At 59.1% G+C, this 23,462-nt stretch carries 20 protein-coding genes; 10 read left to right on the plus strand and 10 right to left on the minus strand.

All coding sequences use genetic code 11. The annotated features are described in order from the left end of the window. Positions 1-135 precede the first annotated feature (135 nt). Both EV130_RS27190 and EV130_RS27195 read right to left on the minus strand, forming a co-directional pair. Positions 136-726, minus strand: coding sequence for a GDYXXLXY domain-containing protein (locus EV130_RS27190; RefSeq protein WP_074061126.1), 591 nt, complete (start codon positions 724-726; stop codon positions 136-138). After that, entirely contained in the window at positions 723-1,826 is a 1,104-nt protein-coding gene (locus EV130_RS27195) for a DUF2157 domain-containing protein (RefSeq protein WP_132552611.1), read from the minus strand. The genes EV130_RS27190 and EV130_RS27195 overlap by 4 nt, the downstream gene beginning before the upstream one ends. Before the next feature lie 841 nt (positions 1,827-2,667). Here EV130_RS27195 and EV130_RS27205 point away from each other — a divergent pair. Together EV130_RS27205 and EV130_RS27210 are read left to right on the plus strand one after the other, a co-directional pair. Then, entirely contained in the window at positions 2,668-2,814 is a 147-nt protein-coding gene (locus tag EV130_RS27205) for a DUF1127 domain-containing protein (protein WP_074061124.1), read from the plus strand. Between the two features lie 295 nt (positions 2,815-3,109). Continuing rightward, positions 3,110-3,253, plus strand: coding sequence for a DUF1127 domain-containing protein (locus tag EV130_RS27210; protein ID WP_074061123.1), 144 nt, complete (start codon positions 3,110-3,112; stop codon positions 3,251-3,253). A 143-nt stretch (positions 3,254-3,396) separates the two neighbouring features. Here the strand turns inward: EV130_RS27210 and EV130_RS27215 are convergent, their stop codons facing one another. From EV130_RS27215 to EV130_RS27240, 6 genes are all read right to left on the minus strand, one after another. Beyond that, the gene (locus EV130_RS27215; protein WP_132552612.1) at positions 3,397-4,362 is read right to left on the minus strand and encodes a squalene cyclase; all 966 of its coding nucleotides are present in this window, start codon (positions 4,360-4,362) and stop codon (positions 3,397-3,399) included. 120 nt (positions 4,363-4,482) lie between these two features. Then, positions 4,483-5,448 carry a glycoside hydrolase family 26 protein gene (locus tag EV130_RS27220; protein WP_074061121.1) on the minus strand — a complete coding sequence of 322 codons (966 nt, stop codon included), beginning with the start codon at positions 5,446-5,448 and terminating at the stop codon, positions 4,483-4,485. A gap of 12 nt (positions 5,449-5,460) precedes the next feature. Next, on the minus strand, positions 5,461-5,967 hold the full coding sequence (locus tag EV130_RS27225) for a DUF995 domain-containing protein (RefSeq protein WP_132662261.1): 507 nt from the start codon (positions 5,965-5,967) through the stop codon (positions 5,461-5,463). 45 nt (positions 5,968-6,012) lie between these two features. Further along, positions 6,013-7,902, minus strand: coding sequence for a glycosyltransferase family 2 protein (locus EV130_RS27230; protein ID WP_132662263.1), 1,890 nt, complete (start codon positions 7,900-7,902; stop codon positions 6,013-6,015). Beyond that, the gene (galE, locus tag EV130_RS27235; protein WP_074061118.1) at positions 7,899-8,882 is read right to left on the minus strand and encodes a UDP-glucose 4-epimerase GalE; all 984 of its coding nucleotides are present in this window, start codon (positions 8,880-8,882) and stop codon (positions 7,899-7,901) included. The genes EV130_RS27230 and galE overlap by 4 nt, the downstream gene beginning before the upstream one ends. Position 8,883: 1 nt before the next feature. Next, the gene (locus EV130_RS27240; RefSeq protein WP_132552614.1) at positions 8,884-9,903 is read right to left on the minus strand and encodes a UDP-glucuronic acid decarboxylase family protein; all 1,020 of its coding nucleotides are present in this window, start codon (positions 9,901-9,903) and stop codon (positions 8,884-8,886) included. 370 nt (positions 9,904-10,273) lie between these two features. On the opposite strand from EV130_RS27240, the gene EV130_RS27245 reads away from it, so the two are divergent. Next, positions 10,274-10,603 (plus strand): hypothetical protein, encoded by a 330-nt coding sequence (locus EV130_RS27245; RefSeq protein ID WP_132662265.1) that lies wholly within the window; start codon positions 10,274-10,276, stop codon positions 10,601-10,603. Positions 10,604-10,615: 12 nt separating this feature from the next. Here the strand turns inward: EV130_RS27245 and EV130_RS27250 are convergent, their stop codons facing one another. Next, positions 10,616-11,383, minus strand: coding sequence for a helix-turn-helix transcriptional regulator (locus tag EV130_RS27250; protein WP_074061116.1), 768 nt, complete (start codon positions 11,381-11,383; stop codon positions 10,616-10,618). Positions 11,384-12,249: 866 nt separating this feature from the next. Here EV130_RS27250 and EV130_RS27255 point away from each other — a divergent pair. The 7 genes from EV130_RS27255 to trmFO all read left to right on the plus strand — a co-directional run bounded on the left by EV130_RS27255 (position 12,250) and on the right by trmFO (position 22,978). After that, positions 12,250-13,233, plus strand: coding sequence for a fibrinogen-binding protein (locus EV130_RS27255; RefSeq protein ID WP_132662267.1), 984 nt, complete (start codon positions 12,250-12,252; stop codon positions 13,231-13,233). Positions 13,234-13,376: 143 nt separating this feature from the next. Beyond that, positions 13,377-15,398 carry a hypothetical protein gene (locus EV130_RS27260; RefSeq protein ID WP_132662269.1) on the plus strand — a complete coding sequence of 674 codons (2,022 nt, stop codon included), beginning with the start codon at positions 13,377-13,379 and terminating at the stop codon, positions 15,396-15,398. Between the two features lie 23 nt (positions 15,399-15,421). Next, the gene (locus tag EV130_RS27265; protein ID WP_132662271.1) at positions 15,422-17,680 is read left to right on the plus strand and encodes a type I secretion system permease/ATPase; all 2,259 of its coding nucleotides are present in this window, start codon (positions 15,422-15,424) and stop codon (positions 17,678-17,680) included. Continuing rightward, complete coding sequence (locus tag EV130_RS27270) at positions 17,670-19,016, plus strand: HlyD family type I secretion periplasmic adaptor subunit (RefSeq protein WP_074061112.1); 1,347 nt, start codon at positions 17,670-17,672, stop codon at positions 19,014-19,016. Before EV130_RS27265 ends, EV130_RS27270 begins: the two co-directional genes overlap by 11 nt. 84 nt (positions 19,017-19,100) lie before the next feature. Next, positions 19,101-19,592: a hypothetical protein gene (locus EV130_RS27275; protein WP_074061111.1), complete on the plus strand. Its 492-nt coding sequence runs from the start codon at positions 19,101-19,103 to the stop codon at positions 19,590-19,592. A 129-nt stretch (positions 19,593-19,721) separates the two neighbouring features. After that, complete coding sequence (locus tag EV130_RS27280) at positions 19,722-21,383, plus strand: GNAT family N-acetyltransferase (protein ID WP_081377052.1); 1,662 nt, start codon at positions 19,722-19,724, stop codon at positions 21,381-21,383. 161 nt (positions 21,384-21,544) lie between these two features. Next, entirely contained in the window at positions 21,545-22,978 is a 1,434-nt protein-coding gene (gene trmFO, locus EV130_RS27285; RefSeq protein ID WP_132662273.1) for a methylenetetrahydrofolate--tRNA-(uracil(54)-C(5))-methyltransferase (FADH(2)-oxidizing) TrmFO, read from the plus strand. 3 nt (positions 22,979-22,981) lie between these two features. On the opposite strand, the gene EV130_RS27290 is transcribed toward trmFO, so the two are convergent. Then, a complete protein-coding gene (locus EV130_RS27290) occupies positions 22,982-23,452 on the minus strand; it encodes a hypothetical protein (protein WP_132552619.1) in 471 nt (156 codons plus the stop codon). Positions 23,453-23,462 lie beyond the last annotated feature (10 nt).

Raw genomic sequence — 23,462 nt, forward strand, 5'->3', positions numbered from 1 at the left:
ACTTGCCTGCACATGAGGCCTTCCGGAGCGCGGCGTCTCTATATCACCCGATTTGGTGGAGGCAAAGGAAAAATGAAGGCCAAATGACAGCGATTTTTTGGGCTGCATGGGCCCTCTCCTGGCATTTCGTCAATGTCAGTAAAGTGGCTCCTCATAGGCGGGCTTGCCGTCTACGAGCAGGCTGCGGATCTGGGCCATGCCATCGCCTGAAACGCGCGCAGCAATCGAAACGTTCCCGTCCTGCCGGGCCTCCTCCAGCGGCTTGCCCTGGCCCTCCGGTACATAATAGCGTTCGATCCCGTATTCGACGCGGATCGTGTCGGGCGTGCGCACACCGTAGCTGTAAAATGGACGGCTCTTGAGCAGGACGCTTTCGGCCGCCTCAGGGAGCGGCTGGAACGACGATTCGCCAATTGCCCAAAAGCCGTCCGGCTGCTTTTTCAAGCGAACCCAGAGCGTCTGCTCGCCCGGTAGGTTGGGAAGTTCGCCGACCACTGTTTGTGCCGGAACCGAGGAGATCTCGTAATTCAGAACGACGTAGTCGCCACGCAGGAAATCACGTGGATCGACAGGTGTCGTCTTCAGCAGGACTTCGGTGCCGCTGCGCAGGATCGCCGCGCGGCTCTCGATTATGTATCCCAAAATGGCGGTCTGGAGGGCGGCAGCAATGACAGCGGCTATCAGATAACCCCTGCCCGATTGACGTCTTGAAGCCTGCACATTCATTCCGTCACCTCCGTCGCCCTTGCGCCGAACCGTCTCTCCAGGCGGATCACCACCCAGGCAACGACTGCCACCAGCAGACCGGACAGAAGAAAGAGGCTCGATGTTCCGAGGATCGAACCCACTGTGACGGAAGCAAGGTAAAAAACCTCAGCGGCAAAGGTGGCATAGGCAAGATAGCGCACGGCGCCGTTGTCCCGGCCCTGCAGCGCGATCGCCAGCACGGCCGTTGCGAGCGTTGCCATGCCGACCACAACAAGCGGCCAGCTTTCATCGTGCACCATGTTGAGCAGCAGCAAGCCGACTGCCGCCACCAGGAATGCATAAAAGGCCGGCGCAGCACCCGCAGTCCTTATGAATGCAAGGCCACGCAAGGGCGGCAGGCTGACGGCCACGAATACGGCCATGCCGCAAAGCACGAAGGCGAATGCCATCCGGATATCTTCATGCAAGGTGTAGAGCCAGGCAAGCCAGCCGACGGCAAGCAGATAGGCAAGGTGCCGTGCGCGATCGGCGCCGGTAAAACGCACCAGTGCGACGATGACCACGGCCATGACGGGCGGCGCCCAGGGATCGAAACCCACCCAACGCGCGCCGTGGTCCGTCAGATAGACAGCAAATGAAGCCCAGGACAGAAAGCCGGCGATCGCAGTCACCGCACTCGAGCGGAAGAGCGCGGCAGACACGGCCGCAACCGCGAACCAGAGATACATGACCGTCTGCTCGTCGCCCGACAGATGATACATCTGGCCGATCAGAGAGATCGCGCCACCGAAGCTCAGGGCACCGATGACGAGCAGGCCACTGGCAACCGCCGAAGCCCCTCGGGCAAACAGCAGTGCGGCGCCGAGATAAACAGCCCAGATAAGGGCAAGAATCGCGCCGACACGCACCAGCCGCGGGATCGCCTCCCAATTTGAGGCGACGAGCAAGAGGACAGCCGCGGCAAGCAGGATCGCGGCAAACACCATCAGCACATTGCCGAGACTGAAACTTGCCGGCCGGCTGTCGTATTCGACAAGCAGCAATTCCGCCATCGCTTCCGGCAGCAGACCCTTTTCCACCCAGAGCGAGAGATCCCGCTCCAACCGTCCCCGATACATCCCTGCCTCCGTGCCGATTCCAGCGGCTTTCCCCGTCAATCTTATAGACGGAGCAGCGTCTTTCGCAATCTCCCGGATCGATGCCTTTCAAGATACTTCACTGTGTGAACGTGGCACAGAATTAACCGAGCATTAACAGTGGCGAGCTACCATAGGAGCATTGCAGAGGAGCCATGCATCAAGCGCATGGCGACCATAATGATATTGCACTGCAAAATACTCATTAGTCATGTATCTTGACGGTCAAGAAGCACGGGCGTGGCCGCCCGGCCCGGTGTACCGGATGCCTGCGGATATGATGTCCGTAACAGATTCGGAGCAGCGCACTCCTCCTCCCAGCGCGCTCCGATAGACTGACGACACTCCTCCTCCCAGTTGTCAGTCACCAACATGACGCCCACCGGATCCTCCCCCGGTGGGCGTTTTGTTTGGTGGGCACTTGAGACGATGAGCAAAGCTGGTTTGCAGTGGCCGACAGTCATGAAACGCCTGCCCCGAAGGTTCGCAAGTGCGCCGCACTATTACCAACGACAGGGCGGTATCGGAGGACGGCAGTCCGGCCCTGATCCGGCTGCCATATCGGCGGCGATGAGGGCTGACGGCGATTTCAGCAATCGAGTCGAAAGTCCTGCACGCAAAAAACACTTCTGCCTATTCGTTGACCAAAAACGGTGAAATCGCAGGTAACGCCCTGCCACAGACTTGCGTCGAATGCATAGGTGGAATGAAATCTTGTCTCTGTTACTTCTTCGCGGTGCAACATATATTCCGGTCATCAGACGAAAGCCAGCGCTGATGGGCAGCAGCTGGCAGATGACAAGCCCTCGGAAAGGGGATTAAGATGAACCTGACACGCTCTTTCAACAACTGGCGCAAGTATCGTCAGACCGTTACTGAACTCGGCCGCATGACCAACCGCGAATTGCACGACCTCGGCATCGACCGCTCGGACATCCATCGCGTCGCTCGCGAGGCTACTGGCCGCTAATTCAAGGCGATCAGCGTTCCTCCCAAGCTGACCTCCTCCTCCAAAACGCCCATCGCCTTCGGCAATGGGCGTTTTCTTTTGTTGTGCACTTTCGCATGAGTTGCGGCTGAAAACACCTTCTTCCCGCCCGCTCAAAAAATGGCTTCTGCGTATTTATCGGGCATCACATTGCACAAACGCATAGCAGATGCCTTTTCTTTGCACTGCACAATACGACGGGGAACCACTATATGAATGTCAACCGCAGAGACGGCGATGGCGCCGCTCGCGAGGCAACGTTCTGAGGAAGATGACAATGAACCCGATCCGCATTGCTAAGAGCTGGATTAGCTACCGCCGCACGCTCAACGAGCTGGGCAACCTTTCGAACCAGACGCTCTCCGACATCGGTATCAGCCGCTACGAGATCCGCAATATCGCATCCCGCTCGTTCCGTTGATTTCGGACAGGCGTGATACACCAAAAACGGCGCCGCATTGGCGCCGTTTTCGTTTTCGGGCCCTCAGGGCTGCCTGAGCGAGACGGACAGCCTCGACGCTCATCATTGCGGAATGTCGGCGGGCGGTGGGAATTTCCCAAGCGCTAACTTTGCCACCATCTAATCACCCGCATCGCCCGCAGGGTCACCCACCGCGAGGGCTCGCCCTGCCCGTCGTCGACCTCGAACCACACCCGCCCTGAAAGACTCCAGTCAAGAGGCCAGGTGCCGTTCTCAAGGCGTCTCGACCGGATGTGGCAGATAGCTTCGCCAAGTCGCGGATCGGGATCTGCGCCGGTCAACATCGCAGAGAAGCGGAAATAGTCTAGTGCACGCAGGATGTCGTAGCGCCAACGGTTCGGGTGCAGAAAGCGCAAAAACCGCTCGTCTGCCGGCTCACGCGTGCCGAGACGGCAAAAGAGGTTTCGCTTCAGGAGATACTCTTCGCCCGACCTGCGAGCCTCTTGAGATTGAGGCGTACCTCCCGTGGCTTTCTCGTACTCAAGGAGGCCTTCCAGCACGTTGATGGTGCTGGCGAATGACGAGCGGACCGAACCGTTGATCCTCTCGCAGTTCCAGCCGCCGTCGGCGAGACGCTCGCCTACCAGCCTGTCGACAATGGACGAGACGTCAACCCCAAAATAGGCGCCATCGGCAACGGTCCGGCCATTAATGCACTCCTCGACTTCGCCCTCCCAGTATGGCTGGCCGCCCTCGTCCCAACGTGCGTTAGCGCCGATCAATTCGACAGTGCGTTTGGCCCGATCCGATGACGGATCGAGACCAAACTCCCGGAGCTGCGACAAGGAAAAGGTCGTGGCCGTCCACGGCTGACCGTGCTCCTTCCATTCGCGAGGATCAAAATCGGCCGGGACGAAGGAACCGCCTGCCCATTGCCCGTCCTCGTCCTGGCAGGAGAGTAGTCTGGCTCCCCAGCCCTCTGTCTCCACCTTGACCCGCTCCGCCGCCCACTCCGACTCCGGGGCGTCAATCAGGTCGCGCATCACCTGCCATCGGATCGATGGGTCGGAGTGGAGAAGCCAGTCGATCACCGAGCCGGAGTGTGTCATGTCGGGCGTGCCTATCAGCAGATCGGGGCGATGGCTCGCTTATAATCCAGTTCTCCTGGCCCGCGCCAGCCCGACGCCATGATGAGAGCCGTGCCAGACACTGCTCTTGGTCGATGACGGTTAGTTTGTCTCGTCGCCCTTGATGACCCTCCAATTGGGGCGGCCGAGATTGAAGGGCCAGGCATGGACGTCACGGTCGTTGAAATAGACGACTTCTTCCAGTTTCGGAAAATCGCTGTGCTTCAAGGTGACAGTGTCGATCCACGGCCTCATGTAGGCGTCTTTCCCTTCATAGCCCAGTTCGGCTACCCAGATGGGCTTGCCGTATCCCACGACCCGCCGATAGCCGTCCGTCAGCGCTTGGCGGAAGTCGCGCGGACCACCGTAAGCAAGCGTGTCGTAGGGCTCCAGGCCGAAGACGGAGAGACCGACGAGATCGACATAATTGTCACCCGGATAGTAAGCGTCGAGGCCGTCAAGTCCTTTCGGAGACCACATCACTTCCACCCCAGGTGCCTCAGCACGCACGATGTCCATCATACGCCGGTATGCGGTGACATAGTCGCGCGGGTTCCAGCCCGCCCAGGAGAACCGGCTGCTCTGGTCTTCCATTTCCTGCCCCCAGCGGACGATGACCGGGCTCTTGAGCTCGGTGATCATACGAGCGATCGCACGCATGTTGACGTCGTAGTCGCCGCGCAAGACCTTCTGGCGCAGCTCATCGGAACTCAGTCGCCAGTCAACGTCCCATGACCAGGGTTCGACGGAAATCAGCAGGTTGCGTCCCCTCGCCTGCGCATAGGCGTCCGCCGCCTTCAGCGTTTCGAGGTCGACGTCTTCCCACGGCAGGAACAGGTGCTCGGTCGAGACACCCTGCTGCGAGGTGAAATCGCCGTGCGGATCATAGGCCCCGAATTTGATGCCGTCCGCGTGCAGGACGGGGCGCTTGTCAACGATTGTCTGGCCCAGGGACGCTGGAACTCCAGCGGTTTCCTGCGCCAGGCTCGGCGTCAGGGGGGCAGCTGCGACGGACAGCAGCAGTGCGATCGCGGTAGCCGAGACTATTCTTTCCCTCAGCTTCTTCATGACTTTCTCCTTTTACCTTCGAGCCATCAGCTTCTGCCTGTAGGCATCAGCATTGGCACTGACGGTGTCTGCCGGCACGAGCTTCAGATATTCGTCTCCGGCGCGCGCCGAGGCGTGGCGGAAGATGTACCAATTGCCGTCGGGCTGGCGCTTCTGGTAAATGACCCTGCCGATCTTGCGGTGACCGAAGCAGGTGCTGACCCGGTTCGGGCCTTCTTCGTTCGTCCAGGTGGCGCGCATGCACATCTGCCCGAGATCGTCGACGGCCCACCGGCCCTCGGCCACCCATTGCTTGCCACCATCATTGGTCCAGGCGACGAAGCGGCGGCTTTCGTCCATGAAGCGGCCGCCACCGGCACCCCAGGTCCAGGTCTTGTTGCGATAGAGCTGATAGAGTTCGTAGGCGCTGAGCGGCACCGGCGCTTTCTTCGCTTCGGCCGCCGCTGCCGAACCCGGCAGGCAAAGTACCAGGCTGAGGACGACAGCCGACGCGCCATATGTTCTTGTTCCTATTCTCATTGCACCCTCCTTCACCCGAAACGCACCACCGACATGGCTTTGACTCTACGCGCTCGGCTCCACTCTCTTTGATCGTGCTGCAACCTGCTGCCCGAACCCATTCCACTTGAACCGGAATTTGACGATCCGCGTCTTGCCGCCGCCGAAACCAGCACCTGCGACTGCGAATTTTGCTTCCGTGAAACTGACGATTCTCTGGCCGTGCGACAGCGCTTCGAGACTGCTCAGGCCGTGCAGGCGGAGTTCGCCTCCGCCGGCGACAAGAAGCGTCAGCGCGCAGGCCGCCACGAGCCTTAGACCGCGTGAGCGGGGCATAAGCGGCGAGCCGCTCTCGCGTGCGTGGCGCGCAACGATCAACATGGTCAGCGCGGCATAGATCATGGCGTTGATGCCGGCGAAGATATAAAAGCCGCGGGCAGCGCCTTCGACAGGTGCCAGCACCATCGCGGCAAGGGAAATACCGGCCAGCAGCAGATAGGGAAGAAGAACCACCGGTGGCAGTGTCCTTTGCGCTTGCGTGCCCTTCGGCGTGATGCGGAAATCGACAAAGGAGCCGGAGACGTGATCGCGCAGCGCAGCCAGGCTTCCGGCAAGCGACCAGGGCCAGCGTAGAAGAACGAAGGCAATGCCTTCCCAGCCAAAGAGCTTGGCGTCATAAGGCCGGAAAGTTGCGCTGCGCCTCCAGAAGAGGGCAAGCGCAATCAGCAGCAGAGACAAAGGCGCGAAATGCAGCAGGAATTCCGGATAGGTGACGCCAACGAAGACGTGACCTGTCAACAACGCAAAGACCGGAAGGGCGAACATGAGCGCCATGAACGCCGAAAACAGCGGATACCAAACCTGCGAAAACAGGAACTGGAATTTCAGCTTCAGCGGCAGCTTCGGAACATAGATGCGCGAGTATTGTAGGAGGATCGTCACCAGGCTCCGCGACCACTGGAATTCCTGGACGACGAGATCGGCAAACGTCGCCGGGCCGTCACCGTGGGCGATCGCATCGAGCGCGTGCACGCCGCGCCATCCGCCGGCATTCATCATCAGCGTCGTCGAGTGATCTTCCGCAAGTTCCGGCCCTAGGCCGCCGATCTGGCGCAACGCTGCGGTGCGCACGGCATAATGCGAGCCGATGCAGAGCGGCGCCCAGCCGCTGTTGTAACCCGCCTGAAGCGAACCATGGAGGCTTGCCTCGGCATAGAGCCTGCCTCTTGCGGCCCAACTGTCGGTGGCATTCGCATCGCATATGCTGGGGGCCGAGACATAACCGACGCTCGGATCGGCGAAGGGTTTCATGACCTCCTGCAGATAGGTCGGATCCGGTACGTGGTCGGCATCGAACTGCGCCACGAAGTCATAGCGGTCATAACCGTAGCGATCGTAAAAATAAGCAAGGTTGCCTTCCTTGCAGCGCGTCCGGCGCGGCCACTTGGTCTGGTGATAGGCAGCGATGCCCTTGCGCGTCGAAATAAAGATGCCATGTCGGGCGCACCACCGCTTCGTCTCTTCGGCCGGATCCTCGTCGGCGAGCCAGATGTCGAACTCGACGCCTTTCTGATCCAGCATGGCAAGCAATGTCTTGCGCACCACCTCGAAAGGCTCGGACGGCGCCTTGGTGACCACCATGGCGATGCGGCCAGCGGGGACGGCAGCCGAAGGCTTCATCCGCTTGGCATTGACGAAGATGAAGATGAAATAGGCCGGGATCAGCGTGACCCAGGCTACGATCGCCGTCGTCATGATGAATGCCGGCGTTGAGATCACATGGGCGGGCTGCAGCCACCATGTCCAGAAATAGGCAAGCGCGGAAAGCCAGCAGGCGACGCCGAACCAGTAGAAAGCGCGGCCCCAGCCTGCAAAGACGGGCTCGAGCGCGTGCTGTCTGGCAGCAGGAGCCGCCGTCGCCCTTCTCTGTCTGGTCACGAATGGCGCCACGTTCATGCGCGTACCTCCAGACCGAAGGTCGGGCTCGCCGTGCGGATGATTGTATCGATATCGGAGAACTGCGGGGTGAAGCCGAGAACCGCCCGGGCCCGCGCGGTATCGGCAAAAAGCACGGGCGGGTCGCCTGCACGGCGCATATCGTAGTGAACGGGAACCTCGTGCCCGGTGATGCGATGGATGGCGCTCAGGATCTCGCCGACCGAGGTGCCATGGCCGGAGCCGAGATTGACTCGCAGCGTTTCGCCACCGCTTGCAAGGTAGTCGACGGCGGCAAGGTGGGCCTGCGCGAGATCGCTGACATGGATGTAATCGCGAACACAGGTGCCATCCTCGGTCTCGTAGTCATTGCCGAAGACCTCCAGGCACGGCAGACGGTGTGCAGCCGCAAGCAAGGCGCGCGGGATGAGATGCGTTTCAGGTTCATGGCGCTCGGCAAGATCGCCCTGCGGATCGGCACCTGCGGCATTGAAGTAACGCAGCGACACGAAACGAAGGCCATAGGCGGCGGCATAATCCTCCAGCGCCATTTCGAAGATGAGTTTCGTTCGTCCGTAGGGATTGACCGGCAACTGGACCATCTCCTCGCGGATCGGCAATGCCGCCGGAATGCCATAGGTCGCGCAGCTGCTCGAAAAGACGATGCGGTCGACGTGCTGGTCGAGGCATGCTTCCAAAAGCGCAAGGCTGCCGGAAACATTGTTGCGATAGTACTTGCGCGGATCGGTGACGGACTCGCCGACATAGGCATTCGCCGCGCAATGGATGACGCATATTGGCTGGAACCGGCCGAGGGCCTTTTTCAGGGAGCCGACATCGGCGATGTCGGCATCGACCAACGGCCCCCAGCGAACGGCATCCTGATGGCCGGTCGAGAGATTGTCATACGCGACCGGCGTGAACCCCGCCCCCGCTAGCGCCTTGCAGATGTGGCTGCCGATGTAGCCGGCGCCACCAGTGACGATGATGTAGGGAGACATCTCATACTGCCTCCGCTACCTTTGCCGCGGAAAGACGTGCCTCGAAATATTTGATCGTCTTTCCAAGGCCTATGTCCAGTGCGACACGCGGCTGCCAGCCGAGTTTTGCCTGTGCTCGCGAGATATCCGGCCGCCGCTGCTTCGGGTCATCTGTGACCCGGGGCAGATGAACGATGCGCGAGCGCGAGTTCGTCATCTCGCGGATCATCTCGGCGAGCTGGCGGACCGGGATTTCGGCCGGATTGCCGAGATTGATCGGCCCGGTGCATTTCTTGCCGGCGTTCGAGAAGCGAATGAACCCTTCGATCAGGTCGTCGACATAGCAGAAGGAACGGGTCTGCGAACCGTCGCCGTAAATGGTGATGTTCTTGTTCTGCAGTGCCTGGACGATGAAATTCGAGACCACGCGGCCGTCATCGGGACGCATGCGCGGCCCATAGGTGTTGAAAATCCGCCCGACCCGAATATCGACGCCGTAGGTTCGATGGTAGTCGAAAAACAGCGTCTCGGCACTGCGCTTGCCTTCGTCATAGCAGGCACGCGGACCGACCGGGTTGACATTGCCGCAATAGCTCTCCCGCTGCGGGCTGTGCTCGGGATCGCCATAGACCTCTGAGGTCGAGGACTGCACGATCGTCGCCCCGTTCCGCCGTGCCAGATCAAGCGCATTGACGGCGCCGAGCACATTGGTGAGCAAGGTACCAACCGGATCGCGCTGATAGTCCGGCGGAGATGCCGGAGACGCGAAGTTGAAAATCAGCGCCGCATCCACGTCAAACGGATTGCGAACATCGTGCTCGATGATCCGAAAACGTGAAAATGGCCGGAGATGGTGGACGTTGGATCGGCGGCCGGTCGAGAAATTGTCCAGACAGATGACTTCGTGGCCGCTCTTGAGAAGCCGCTCGCACAAGTGGGAGCCTAGGAATCCCGCGCCTCCGTTGACGAGCACTTTCTTCGGTGTCCGGCCCGATAGATCATCATAACCGGAACATATTTCGTTGGGAACGAAACTACGCATTACAAACCCCTTCCCAATAGGACCAAGAACACTGATCCGTAAATTTCAATAAATCTCCTTCAGCCTCCAGATATTCTCCGAAGCAACATAGATAGATACTTGGATATTCATAGTAGATTTACGTCCACCACGCTATTTCAAGTCTATCTGTGGTTGATGATATTAGGCTTTGATGTTCCGTCAACATGAAAAGCGTGGGCTATGTCGAATTGATTACTCTTATAGTACTGTTGATATAGGCAGGTTTAATCCTGCTTAACCATGTTGGATTTGGTTGCAGAATCGACAATGCAAGCTTTTCTCAACCAATACGTTCTAGACATGGGAGCGGAAGGCAGGCAAAAGGCTGCCTTGTTCAGGGGAACGAGCGATGCGGAACTTCGATTTCACCGGAATGCGAACGTCGGACGCTGTCCGCAGGACTGCGCTAGCTTTTGGGCTGATGCTCATCGCTGCAGGACCGATTTCATGCGCTGCCGTCGATGACGACCTGGCCGCTGCCTCCAATGCAAAGCCGGCAAAGGCCGTGGTTGCCAATGTGGCGCGCACCAGCAAGGTCTACAGCTATGCGGTAGCGAGCAACAAGGCCGCAGCGCCGGTGAGCGCCGGGTTCAAGGTCTATTATGGGTCTGCGCCCTGGATCTGCACGCCGAGCGGGTTCGGCCAGAAGTCGCGCTGCTTTGCGCGACCGGCCACCTGACGACCCTGAGGACTAGTTCCGCCACCTGCCCGATGTGTTGCCGGCTTCATTGTTGAAGAAGCGTGACGCGGCCTCAGTGCGGTTGCGGACATTCATCTTCTTATAGATGTTCCGGACATGAACCTTCACCGTGTTTTCGGAAAGGTGCAGCTCATCGGCGATGATCTTGTTCTGCGTACCCTTGCAGATGAGGTCCAGGATCTGGACTTCGCGGGTGGTGAGCGCGGAAAGGTCGCCTTGGCGAAGCCTCAGAGCGCCGGGACCAGCCGCAGTAGCCGACTTCGTTTCGTAGAGCGATTTGTCCGGCTGGGCAGCCGTGAGCCGGTTGAGCAGCGCCGACGGGAAATGCTCACCGCCCTTCATCAGAAGGTCGACCGCCGCCATGAACACGTCGAGGCGGAGATTGAGCGGCAGCACGCCATCGATGACCCGCGCTTCGACCAGCCGGTTTATATAGGGCTCCAGCATGTCGATCGCCTCGACGACGAGACCGATCGACGTCGACGGGTGGTTTTCCCGCACGACCTGGAGCGCTTCGTTCAGTTCAGGCCCTGCTATATGATAGAAGAGGACTAGCTTGGCATCGTTTGCGTCGTTTTCCAGCATGGCCTTTGAATAGCCCTTGCTGACCACTTCGCAGCCTGCGAATTTCTTCGCCAAAGCCTCTGCCAGGCATTCGGAGAACAAATCCGCATTTGCAATGACCAGTATTGTATCTCCGGCCGGGCCGAATTTTCGGCTTTCACCGGCATCCCCCGTCTTCGATGCCGTCATGAACATTTACGCCTCCCCATAGCGTTACACGTTACAGATGCTTTGGGCGATACTGTGAAAACACCCAAAGAGGTGTGCCCCTGAAAATTTCTGTCTAAGTTAGTTAGCCATTTCTTAATTATCGTAATATGAACAGATGCGAAAATAAATGGCCCAAATGGGTTAGTTTTGGTAGATTTAAAGTGATATTTCCTATTGTTCTGGTTGTATCGGTGCAAGTACAGCTAACTTCTGGGCTATATGTTTCAATATTTTTGCCTCAAAATGGTATTTGTGTGCCAATATAGAAGACCGACTATTTTTGGTATTTTACTGTGGCGGCAGCGAACTAAGAAGTTACTTATGAAAACTCTCTTGCCCCGAATCCGCCAAGCTGAACCTGCGCGATGCCAGCCAACGGCCTTGCAACATCAGTTTGCGAGGGGTGACTGGATGCCCGAAGTGTCTCGCTAGTTTATTTTCCATGATTACCTCCGGTAACTCCCAGTAACTCCTGATCCGCTAGCCCGAATTGGTATCTATCAACAAGATATTTTCTCGGCCACAGTCGCATGGTTGCCAAATGGCGACATGGGAGGCGTCGAATATCACCTAGTGCCTGCGGTATCGCGGCGCCTTAGCTGGGGTAACTCAAATAAACCAGTGCATAAAATCTGCAATGTTACAGTTGCGGATCAGAATACCTGCGCCTTTGTACCTAGTAACGCGCAGTTCAACGAGGGTTTGGTCTACAAACCGGAACATCAAATGCAGGTGACAAGGTAGTGCTTACATCTGCCGATCTGTAACAGTATCGGAGCAAGCGCGAGCAAAATCCCGTTGAGATGAAAGGGATTTCGAAAGCTGCTCCGAATTTTTTTGGAGAAATGCGAATGAGCTACAACTATCCGAATGGCGGCGACGAAACGAATGTCGGCGCACTCGCCGACGGCTTCGCCAATACTGCAATCAACGATACTGACGTAGACGACGGCTCCACAGGCTATGTCGGCGGCGTGGCAAACGGCGACAACCGCAACAACAGCGACAGCAGCGTCGATGTCGACGTGGACTCCAAGATCGATGTCGATGCCAACAACGGCGACAACCGCGACAACTCATATGACTGGAGCTACGACAGCAAGTCCTACAGCGACAACGACAACATCACCAACACCAAGACGACCACTATCACCGATACGGACGTCAAGACCGACTATGACTGGAGCTACGACAGCAAGTCCTACAGCGACGAAGACACCTTCACCAGCACCAAGACCGAGACCGACATCAAGACCATAACCGATACCGATATCAAAACGATCACGGACACGGATACGGATATCAAGACGATTACCGACACCAACAGCCACAATACGACGACAACCGACAGCTTCAACAAGACGGACACAGACTTCGCCGTTCTTGAAGACGTCAAGGATTTCGACAACCTCGGGATCGCCGGCGGCAACCTCAATATCGGTGACAACTTCTCGTTCACGCTTGATGTCGACAACATCCTCAACGGCTCGCTCGGTGCTGGCGGCAACGGCTTCAGCGCTGTCCAGGCAAATCATCTTGCCGATCAGGACAATGCCTGGAACATCAAGATGGATAACGAAGGGGCGCGCAATCATCTCGAAGCGGACGCCGGCAAGGCCTTTGGCTCGGAAGGCATCGACATCGGCGATTGCGGCTGGGAAGGCGGCGCAGGCGACGATGTCAACGGCACGAGCACGACCGACGCTTCGGCCATCATCGCCAACTCCGGCTTCCATCTGGAAGTCGTACAGGGCGCCAACCTGCTCAGCAACACCTTTGACAGCAGCGTCGTAGGCGGCAACCTTGCGGGCGACGACGCCGACTCTGGAGCCTGACGTCCAACCAGTGCGGAAACAAACTGCACCGGCATTGCGCCGGTGCAGTTTGACGGCTTGAGAAGCGGCTGAAAAGAATAGCTCGTCATCGATGAGTTTGCTGCCTTCCGGGCCGATCACCGTGTTGAACGGGAGGAGCCGTTATGCATGCAGAGAAGATTTCGGAAATCGTTGCCCATTTCATCGGCTTGTTCGGCGCGGCAACCGAAGAAGCGCGGATGCGAAGCAATTACCTCGACGGCGCCCGTCCGCGCGAAGCAGATCCTTCGCTTTCAGAAGACGAGGCTTCCAGCGCGGCCTTCGCTTCGAACCTTCAACTGAAGGATTACGACCCGGGCGTCGAATACCGCTCTGTTAGCTACGATATTAATTACGCAAATTCGCACTCTTTCGGCGGCGTATTCGAAGAGACCCTGAAGAAGCTGGCCGAGATTGCATCGCGCGATCTGAGCGCTCCACACTTCGGCGCCAATGTCTACCTTCCCGGCGAAAAGGAGGAAGAACTCGAAGTCTTCCAGGGACCGGGGTCGGTCATTGGCCATGTCGCCCAGGCGAACATGCTGATCGACGACGACCAGCTGAATATGACCGGTGAGCAGCCGGAGCTGCGCGACACGAGCTTCGTCACGCAGCGCCTCACCGAATACAGCGAGACGGCGGAGGTCTTTACGCCATTCTCTAACTATGACCGCGTCGACACGCAGGAGGGCCTGCGGGCGATTGCCGACGATATGCACGAGTACATCCAGGCAGCGCGCGCAAACGGCGCCACGACGATGGAAAGCGGCCAGCCGCAAATCTTCGTACTCACGGACAACCAGCTCGATGTCATTGGTACTTACACCTACGTGAATGGCCAGCTCGTCGAGGAAGCGCCGAAGATCGACGACTTCATGCCCGAGCGCGGCATTGCAAAGCCGCCCACTAAGCCTGAGAAAAGCGACGCACCCGTGGAACAGGACGGCGGCAGCGGCAACAGCCTCGATGTTGCCGCAGGCGCGAATGTGCTTGCAAACGTGGTGCAGGTCACCGAGACGGCGATCATCTGTCCGGTTACAGCCGTGATGGGCAACTACCATCAGATCGATGCGATCTCGCAGTTCTACGTCTACAGCGACCGCGACGAGATCGCTTCCGTCTTCGATCGTGACGACAGCGCGACATCCGTTGCCAACAACATTGCGATTTTCGAGCGCAGCACGTACGACGACGGAAACATCAAGACCACGGAGCCGGCGGCTGAGGCGATCTTTCCGACCGCATGGCGCGTCAGCGTGATCGAAGGCGATGTTTCCTTCGTTAACTGGGTCGAGCAGTATCACTTCATCAGCGACAACGACACGATGACCGTGACGACGACCGGTTCGCAGGCAACCGTTCTGACGGGCGGCAATGCCGCCGTCAATCTTGCCTCCTTCCTCGGAATAGGAATGCAGTACGACCTGATCATCGTCGGTGGCGACATTCTCGACATGAATGTCATTTCGCAGATCGCCCTTCTCTACGACAACGACTGGATACGCGCCGAGGATGATGCCCCGGGAGCCACGGTACAATCCGGCAGCAATCTGATCTGGAACCTCGCATCCATTCATAACGTCGGCGCAAACGACCGCTTCGAAGCGATGCCCGACCACATGATACAGACGCAAAAGGCAATCGAGGACCGCGATGCGGCGATGCCGTCGGGGCTATCGCACGACGGCAATTTCGAAGGTTATATCGGCCTTAACGTCCTCTACATCACCGGCAATCTCTACGATGTGAACATCATCAAGCAGGTGAGCATACTTGGCGATTCAGACGACGTGACGCAGGCCGTTTCGAACATTCTCGAGCACAACCAGAACGTCGATATCAAGATCGATACGGGCAGCAACGCGGTCGTCAACATCGCGCAGATTACCGATTACGACACCTTCGGCCAGACGACCTACCTTGCCGGCCAGCTCTATTCGGACGCCATCCTGATCCAGGGCGGCCTGGTGGACCACGACACATCGCAGCCACAGCCGAACAGCATTCGTCTCGCCAATGAAGTGATCGCATTCCTCGGGGAGGACGAGCCGCTTGGCGCATCCGAGGACGTCGTCATCAACGCAGGTCATGACCTTTCATGGACGCTGGCTCAACCGGCCGACGTAATGCAAACCGTCGTCGCCTAACCGGAGCCAGAGGGAGACGTTGCATGAATCACATTTCTAAACAGACGCTTGCCTCCAACAGCTCGCTCAGATTGGGCAGTACCGGCCGCGTCGACGAAATACTGACCGGCGCCTGCATGTCGGCGATCGATGAAGCCGTGGCGAGCCTGCGGAAGCTCACGGAGAACCCCACGGCGCCAGCACCGTCCATTGACGAGACGAAGGTCGAAAAGATCCCTGAGCCGATCGAAAATCCAGCCGAGGAGACGGTCCCGCTGATCCCGTTGCGCTCGCGAGCCGTCCCAGGTCCAGAGCGGTCTACGCAACAGGCCAAGGCCGCCGAAACCGTTGCCAAGACGGCGCCTGACACCCCCCTCGTGCCGCTCAAGACGCCGGGTGATCAGAGCGAGGCAAAGACCAATCCGGCAATTCCCTTCGGCAAGACGATCGACGGCAATCGTGGGCCAATCAAGGAGAACGAGCGCCATCAGCGCAACGACGGCGGCAACAACGGCAAGACGCCTGATTTCGGCGGTGGCGGCGGTGGCGGCGGTGGTGGGGCCAGCTTTCACAAGCGCAGCGAACCGGTGAACTTTGCCGTTAGCCTGGCAAGGGGTATCGCAGCTGTCCGGCGCAACATGGTCATCGTCATGGCCTTCACGATCGCCATCAACGTGTTGCTGCTTGCGATCCCTCTCTACCTGTTCCAGATTTCCGACCGCGTGCTGACAAGCCGTTCGATCGATACGCTGGTCATGTTGACGGTTGCCGTTCTGGGCGCGGTCATCCTGCAGGCCTTCATGGATTCGATCCGGCGCTTCATTCTGATGCGCACGGCCGTCGAGCTCGAAGTGCAACTCGGGGCGCCGATCCTGAGCGCCGCCGCTCGCGCATCGCTGCACGGCAACGGCAGGGACTATCAGACGCTACAGGATCTGCAGCAACTTCGCTCTTTCTTGACCTCGGGCACGCTCATCGCCTTTCTCGATGCGCCGCTGATGCCGCTCTTCGTCGTCGTGGTCTATTTGGTGCATCCACATCTCGGCCTCATCATCATGACCTGCTGCGCAGTGCTCTTCGTCATCGCCTACTTGAACCAGAAGTTCACGGCACGGCAGTTTGCGGAGGCAAACGGTTATCTCAGCCGCGCGAACTTCCACCTCGATTCCATGTCGCGCAACTCCCAGATCATCAATGCGCTTGCCATGATCCCCGAGGCAGTGAAGATGTGGGGTCGCGAGACCGCCGGCTCGCTGAAATCGCATGTCTCGGCGCAGGACCGGAATATCGTCTTTTCCGGGATTTCCAAGGCCTGCCGCATGATCACCCAGGTCGCGCTGCTCGGCTGGGGCGCGCATCTGTCGCTATCGGGCGAGATGACGGGCGGCATGGTCATTGCGGCCTCGATCGTTTCGGGCCGGGCGCTGGCGCCGATCGAAGGTGCAATCGAGGGCTGGCAGCAGTTCAACAAGTCGGCGTCTGCCTTCGCCAGGATCAAGCAACTGCTGGTCAACTCGCCGCTGAACTTTCCGCGGCTGCGGTTACCCAATCCGGAAGGCCGGCTGGATGTCGAGCGTATCCTCTTCGTACCGCCGCCGCAGAAGAAGGTGATCCTGAACGGCATCTCCTTCTCCTTGAAGAAGGGCGAGTCGCTGGCGATCATCGGCAATTCCGGCTCCGGCAAGACGACGCTCGGCAAGATGCTCGTCGGCTCGATCCTGCCGACCTCCGGCAACGTGCGCCTTGACCTCATGGATCTTCGCAACTGGGACCAACGGCAGTTCGGCGAAAGCATCGGCTATCTGCCACAGGACGTCCAGCTCTTTCCCGGTACGATCAAGGCCAATATATCGCGCATGCGCGACGACGTGGAAGACCAGCAGATCTTCGAGGCGGCCGTGCTTGCCGATGTACATGAGCTTATCGCGAGCTTTCCACAAGGCTACGAGACGACCGTTGCCGCCGATGGTGCTCCGCTTTCCGGCGGCCAGAAGCAGCGTATCGCGCTTGCCCGCGCCTTCTTCGGCGATCCGAGGTTCGTCGTTCTCGACGAGCCGAACTCCAATCTCGACGCCCAGGGCGAGGCAGCGCTTGCACGCGCCCTTATCCATGCGAAGAAGAAGGGCATCACGACGGTAACGATCACGCAGCGCCCCGCCCTGCTTCAATGCGTCGACAAGATCCTGCTTCTGAAGGAGGGTTCCGTGGCCATGTTCGGCGAGCGCATCGAAGTCCTGGAAGCGCTTTCCAAGAGCAACGGGCGGCAGGCGCCGCCTATCGAAGGCAACGACAATGGTGAGTAGGAAACCGCAACCGGCCGGCAATCCGATCGAATGGTACAGCGAGGTGCCTCGCTCCATTCGCTACCACAGCATCATCGGGCTCGGCGTCCTTTTCGCCTCCTTCGGCGGCTTCGGCTTCTGGGCGGCCACCGCACCGCTTGCCTCCGCAATCATCGCACAAGGCAGCTTCGTCGCAACCGGCAACAACAAGATCGTGCAGCATCTCGAAGGCGGCATCATCAAGGAAATGAGTGTCAGCGAAGGCGATGTCGTCAAGGAAGGCGACGTTCTGGTGACGCTCGACCCGACGGCTGCGCTCTCCAACGAGCGGATGCTGAAGCTGCGGCGCCTGCGCCTTGAAGCGGTTGTGGCTCGGCTGCGCGCCGAGGCCCAAGGAGCCCCTCAGTTCAAGATACCCGACATCGTCATGGCAGAGGCCAGCGATCCGGACGTCAATGCGATCATCCAGAGCCAGAACGTGGTCTTCCACAGCAAGCAGATCAAGCTGGAAGAACAGCTCAACCTCATCGAGAAAAATATCAAGTCGCTGGAATACCGCTTCAAGGGATACAACGGCCAGAAGGAGGCCTTCGAGCGCCAGCTCGCCCTTCTGACCGAAGAGCGCGATTCCAAGGCGCGTCTCGTCAAGGTCGGCTATATGCGCAAGACGGATCTTCTGGCGATCGAACGTGCCATGGCCGATGCGCTGGGCGATATATCGCGCCTGACCGGCGAGCTCAATGAAAGCGAGGCGGAAGTCGCCAAATTCCGTCAGGAAGCGGTGATCGCCGTCAACTCCAACAAGCAGGCCGCCCTCGACGCGCTGGAAACCGCCGAGTCCGAACTCGACAGCGTACGAGAGCAGGTTCGCGAAGCAGCAGGCGTCCTCGAGCGCACGGTCATCCGCTCGCCGGTAAACGGCACCGTCGTGCGCACCTATTATCACACCGCAGGCGGCGTCATCACCACCGGCAAACCGATCATGGAAATCCTGCCCGCGCATGTGCCCCTCATCATCGAAGCACAGGTGCTGCGCACGTCAATCGACCAGTTGCATGAGGGCCAGACGGCAGCCATCCGCCTGTCCGCGCTCAACCGGCGCACGACGCCGGTGCTGAACGGCAACGTCTTCTACGTTTCCGCGGACTCGATCGAGGAGAATGCCGGCCAGCAGGTGAAGGATGTCTATATCGTGCGTATCCAAATACCCGACGAAGAGATCAGCCGGGTTCACGGCTTCCATCCGGTGCCCGGCATGCCAGCCGACGTGCTGATCCAGACGTCCGAACGCACCTTCTTCGAATATCTGACGAAACCGATCACCGACAGCATGTCGCGTGCATTCAAGGAACGCTGATGCAAGCAGGCAGCAAAACAAGGAAAGCCTCCCACCGCGATATGAAATATCGTTTCAGTGGAGGATCGACGGAAGGGGGCTTTCATGGCGGCAATGTCTGACGTGCTGCTGCGGGTCGGCCGCCTGAACTATGTCTGGACCAACACGGAAAGCCTGCTGATCTACATCATTGCCCACCTTCTCAAGATCCAGAAGGACGCGGCAATCGTCGTGTTCCTGACGCTCAACACGACACGGGCGAGGATCGATCTGGTCGAGCGCCTCGCCAAGCTGCATTCCACGCCCGCAGCCGATCGCAAGACCGTTCTTCACGCCATGTCGCGCATGAAGAAGGAATCCAAGATGCGCAACAAGTATAACCACTGCATCTATTCCTTCGACGACAAGGGCCAGATCTCCAGCACACAACTGATGCGCTTCGTCGAGGATGACAAGGAAATCAGCTACGGCAAGGTCGAGCAACTCGATGAAAAGGAGATTGCGGCGCTGGAGAAATCGATTGCCGAGATCGTCTCGATCAGCCAATCGCTCTGGAGCTTCATCAACGCAAGCTCGCATGTTTCCGGCGAACTTTAGCTCCTGGTCCTAACCCCCGGCGGCTAATCATATTTGATAAAACCGTTTCATCCGAACGCCATATTTGAAGCCCTTCATTTGCCCTTAGAATGAAGCTCCCGAATGTGTTATGGGTATTGGGAGGGGACCATGCGCATTGACGTGATCGACACCGAGGCTGGCCTCGAGGCCGTCCGCGAAGATTGGGATCGGGTCTATGTGGACGATCCGCATGCGCAACACTTCCTGTCCTGGATATGGCTGAAGTCCTATCTTTCTCATCGCAAACGCTGGTTCATCCTTGCGCTGCGTGAACGCGAGGATCGTTCTCCCCACGTCGCCTTCTTTCCGCTGCGTCTCACCACCCAGCATGACAGGAAGACCGGCGTCTTTTTCGACGAAATCATCATGGCCGGCAATTTTTCGGCCGACTACACAGGTTTCATCGCGCAGCCGGACTATGAACAGCACGCGATCGCCGGATTTGCCGCCTATCTGAAACGGCAGAATTGGACGCATCTGAAGCTCGATTATTTCGCCGGCCCTGCGCAACGGCGCGAAGCACTGGTTCGCGCGCTTCAGGGACCGGAGGTGATGTTTCGCGACAGCTCTCCGCGAAATCCCGAGAACATAGACAACTGCATCTGCCCGGTCGTCGCGCTCTCACCGAGCTTTGACGACTATCTTGAACAGAAGATGAGCAGCCAGACGCGCCAGAAACTGCGGCGCTTCCTGCGCAAGGTCGAGAGCGACGACGACTATCGAATCACCATGGCAACGCCGCAAACCATCGAGCGCGACCTTGATATTCTCTTCCAGCTGTGGCGCACGAAGTGGATCGGACGGAAGGGCAAGGAACGCACCGAACGGCTGATCGGAGCGACGCGCCAGTTGCTGATGGATAGTTTCAAGGACGGCAATCTCGATGTCCCGGTGATGTGGTACGGCGAGCGGCCCCTCGGCGCACTGGCCAACATCATCGACCGGCAGAAGAAGTCGATCCTCTTTTACATCACCGGCCGCGACGAGACCTGGAAGACACCACCGCCAGGTCTCATCCTGCATGGCTACTGCATTCGCAGGGCGATAGCGGACGGGTACAAGACATACGACTTCCTGCGCGGCAACGAGCCCTATAAATACATGTTCGGGCCCGACGAACGCCAGATCAGTTGCACATTGTTCCGCACGCGCAGCGGCCGCAATCTCGGCGACGTGATCCATCCCCGCAGCATCCGTTTCGTCTACGAGCAGGCGCTGCAGATGTACCGCGACGGCGCCAAGGCTTTTGCCGAAGCCGCGTTCAGGCAGCTTCTCGAAACCGTCCCCAGCCATTTGGGCGCGCAATTCGGCTTGGCGAGCCTGATGTTCGAGAAGGGCAAGCTGCACGAGGCTGAAGCCGGCTTCACGGCGCTTATCGGCCGCCTCGACGACCCAAATCCGCTCTATCTGCGCCTTGGAGACACGCAACTTGCTCTCGGTAGCTACGAAGAGGCAGCGAGGACGTTCGGCCGCATCATCGAACGCTCTCCGTTCGACGCGCAGGCGCACTACAAGCAAGGCGTGGCACTGGTGGCGGCGGGCCGCCTGTCGGAAGCTGCGCGCGTCTTTGCCGTGGTCGAGCAATATAACTACGACAATCCAGTGCAGCGGAATTTCGCTGAAAAGGCGCGCGAGGCTCTGCGGCGGATCGTCAGCAAAGCCGAACAAGCCGCGGCCATGCCGGTTGCTGCGCCCAAGCGACAGAAGAACCAGGCCGGCACTGCTTCGGCAATAGTCGAGCGGGCAGCGACGGAACTGGTGCCGGCATGAAGCCATGCTTTTTTACCGATCGCCGCACCGATTGAGACTGGACCGCGCTACTCGACGCAACAGACGAGTTTATCGACCGACATCTCGTGGCATTTGCCACCTGCTTGCGCTTTTTTACGCCGGGAGTTCCCTGTTCGCGCCGGGCGTGATATCAGCCGCGCATGAACAAGACCTCTTCCTATTGCCCTATCCACGTCGTCGGCGGCGGCCTCGCCGGCTCGGAGGCCGCATGGCAGATTGCCAATGCCGGCGTGCCGGTCATCTTGCATGAAATGCGTGGGGTGCGCGGCACGGATGCGCATAAAACCGACGGCCTAGCAGAGCTCGTCTGCTCCAATTCCTTCCGCTCCGACGACGCCATAAGCAATGCCGTCGGCGTGATCCATGCTGAAATGCGCATGGCAGGCTCGCTGATCATGGCCTGCGCCGACAAGCATCAGGTTCCAGCGGGCGGGGCACTCGCCGTCGATCGCGAAGCCTTTTCCGACGCCGTGACGAAGGTGATCACCGACCATCCGCTCGTCAGCGTCGTTCGCGAGGAAGTGACCGGACTGCCGCCAAAGGAGTGGGATCAGGCGATCATCGCCACCGGACCGCTGACGGCACCGTCACTGGCTGCGGCAATCCAGGAGGAAACGGGTGCGGATGCGCTTGCCTTCTTCGATGCGATCGCACCGATCGTCTATCGCGATAGCATCGACATGGAAATCTGCTGGTATCAGTCCCGCTACGACAAGATCGGTCCCGGCGGTACCGGCAAGGACTATATCAACTGCCCGATGGACGAGGAGCAATATAATGCCTTCGTCGACGCGCTGACTGCTGGCGACACGGTCGGCTTCAAGGAATGGGAAGGAACGCCGTATTTCGACGGCTGCCTGCCGATCGAAGTGATGGCCGAGCGTGGCCGCGAGACGCTTCGCCACGGGCCGATGAAGCCGATGGGGCTGACCAATGCGCATAATCCATCGGTTAAAGCCTACGCCGTCGTGCAGCTTCGTCAGGACAATGCGCTCGGTACACTCTACAACATGGTCGGTTTCCAGACGAAACTGAAATACGGCGCGCAGGCGGAAATCTTCCGGATGATCCCCGGCCTGCAGAATGCCGAATTCGCCCGCCTCGGCGGACTGCATCGCAACACCTACATCAATTCGCCGACGCTGCTCGATTCGTCGCTGAGCTTGAAGTCGCGGCCGGGCCTGCGGTTTGCCGGCCAGATCACCGGCTGCGAAGGTTATGTCGAAAGCGCCAGCGTCGGGCTGCTGGCCGGACGTTTCGCCGCCGCCGAACGCAAGGGCGAAGCGGTTTTTCTGCCGCCGGCGACCACGGCTCTGGGTGCGCTGCTTGGCCATATCACCGGCGGCCATCTCGTTGCCGACGAGGAACCGGGCAAGCGCTCCTTCCAGCCGATGAACATCAATTTCGGCCTGTTTCCGGAGTTGCAGCCCGGCTCTATCGTCAAACCGGAGGGCGTCAAGCGCTTCCGCGGCAAGGACAAGACCATCTTGAAGCGGCAGCTGATCGCCAAGCGCGCGCTTGCCGATTGCGCCGAATGGCTTGGCAAGAGCGCGCCCTTTGCAGCGAGCGCCTGACTCTTACCGATTGTTGGCTGCCGGTCTTTCGGTCGGCGGCAGCGCAAGGTCTGCGTCGGCGACGTAATTGCCGAGCAGCCACAGCGAAACTTCGGCTGCCTCCCTGGCGGAGGCGAATTCGAAGGCACCATTATGATGCGGGTGGTCGAGAAAATCGATGGCCAGGCCCCTTCCCGTTTGCGAACTGACGACGCGTACCCTGCCCGGCTCCAGCACATGGCAGGAGAAGTGGCGGTGCATATTGCGCATGAAACCCGCCTTGTTGTCGTGCAGACGCACGAAAACCACTTGTCCATCGGCCGTCGCCTGAAGCTGGCGGATCGCCTCGTGCGGGAAGGCACGATTGAATTCCAGGATCGCAAGACCGGTATCGTGAAAGCCCTCCTCGTCCTTGTACTGCGCGGCCATGCGGGTCGCGACGAAGGCCAGGAAGACGACAAGGGCAAAAATGACGGACCAGACGATCATGCTCAACGCCGTTTTC

Origin of the sequence: Rhizobium azibense (assembly GCF_004342325.1) — a bacterium.
GTDB lineage: Bacteria > Pseudomonadota > Alphaproteobacteria > Rhizobiales > Rhizobiaceae > Rhizobium > Rhizobium etli_B.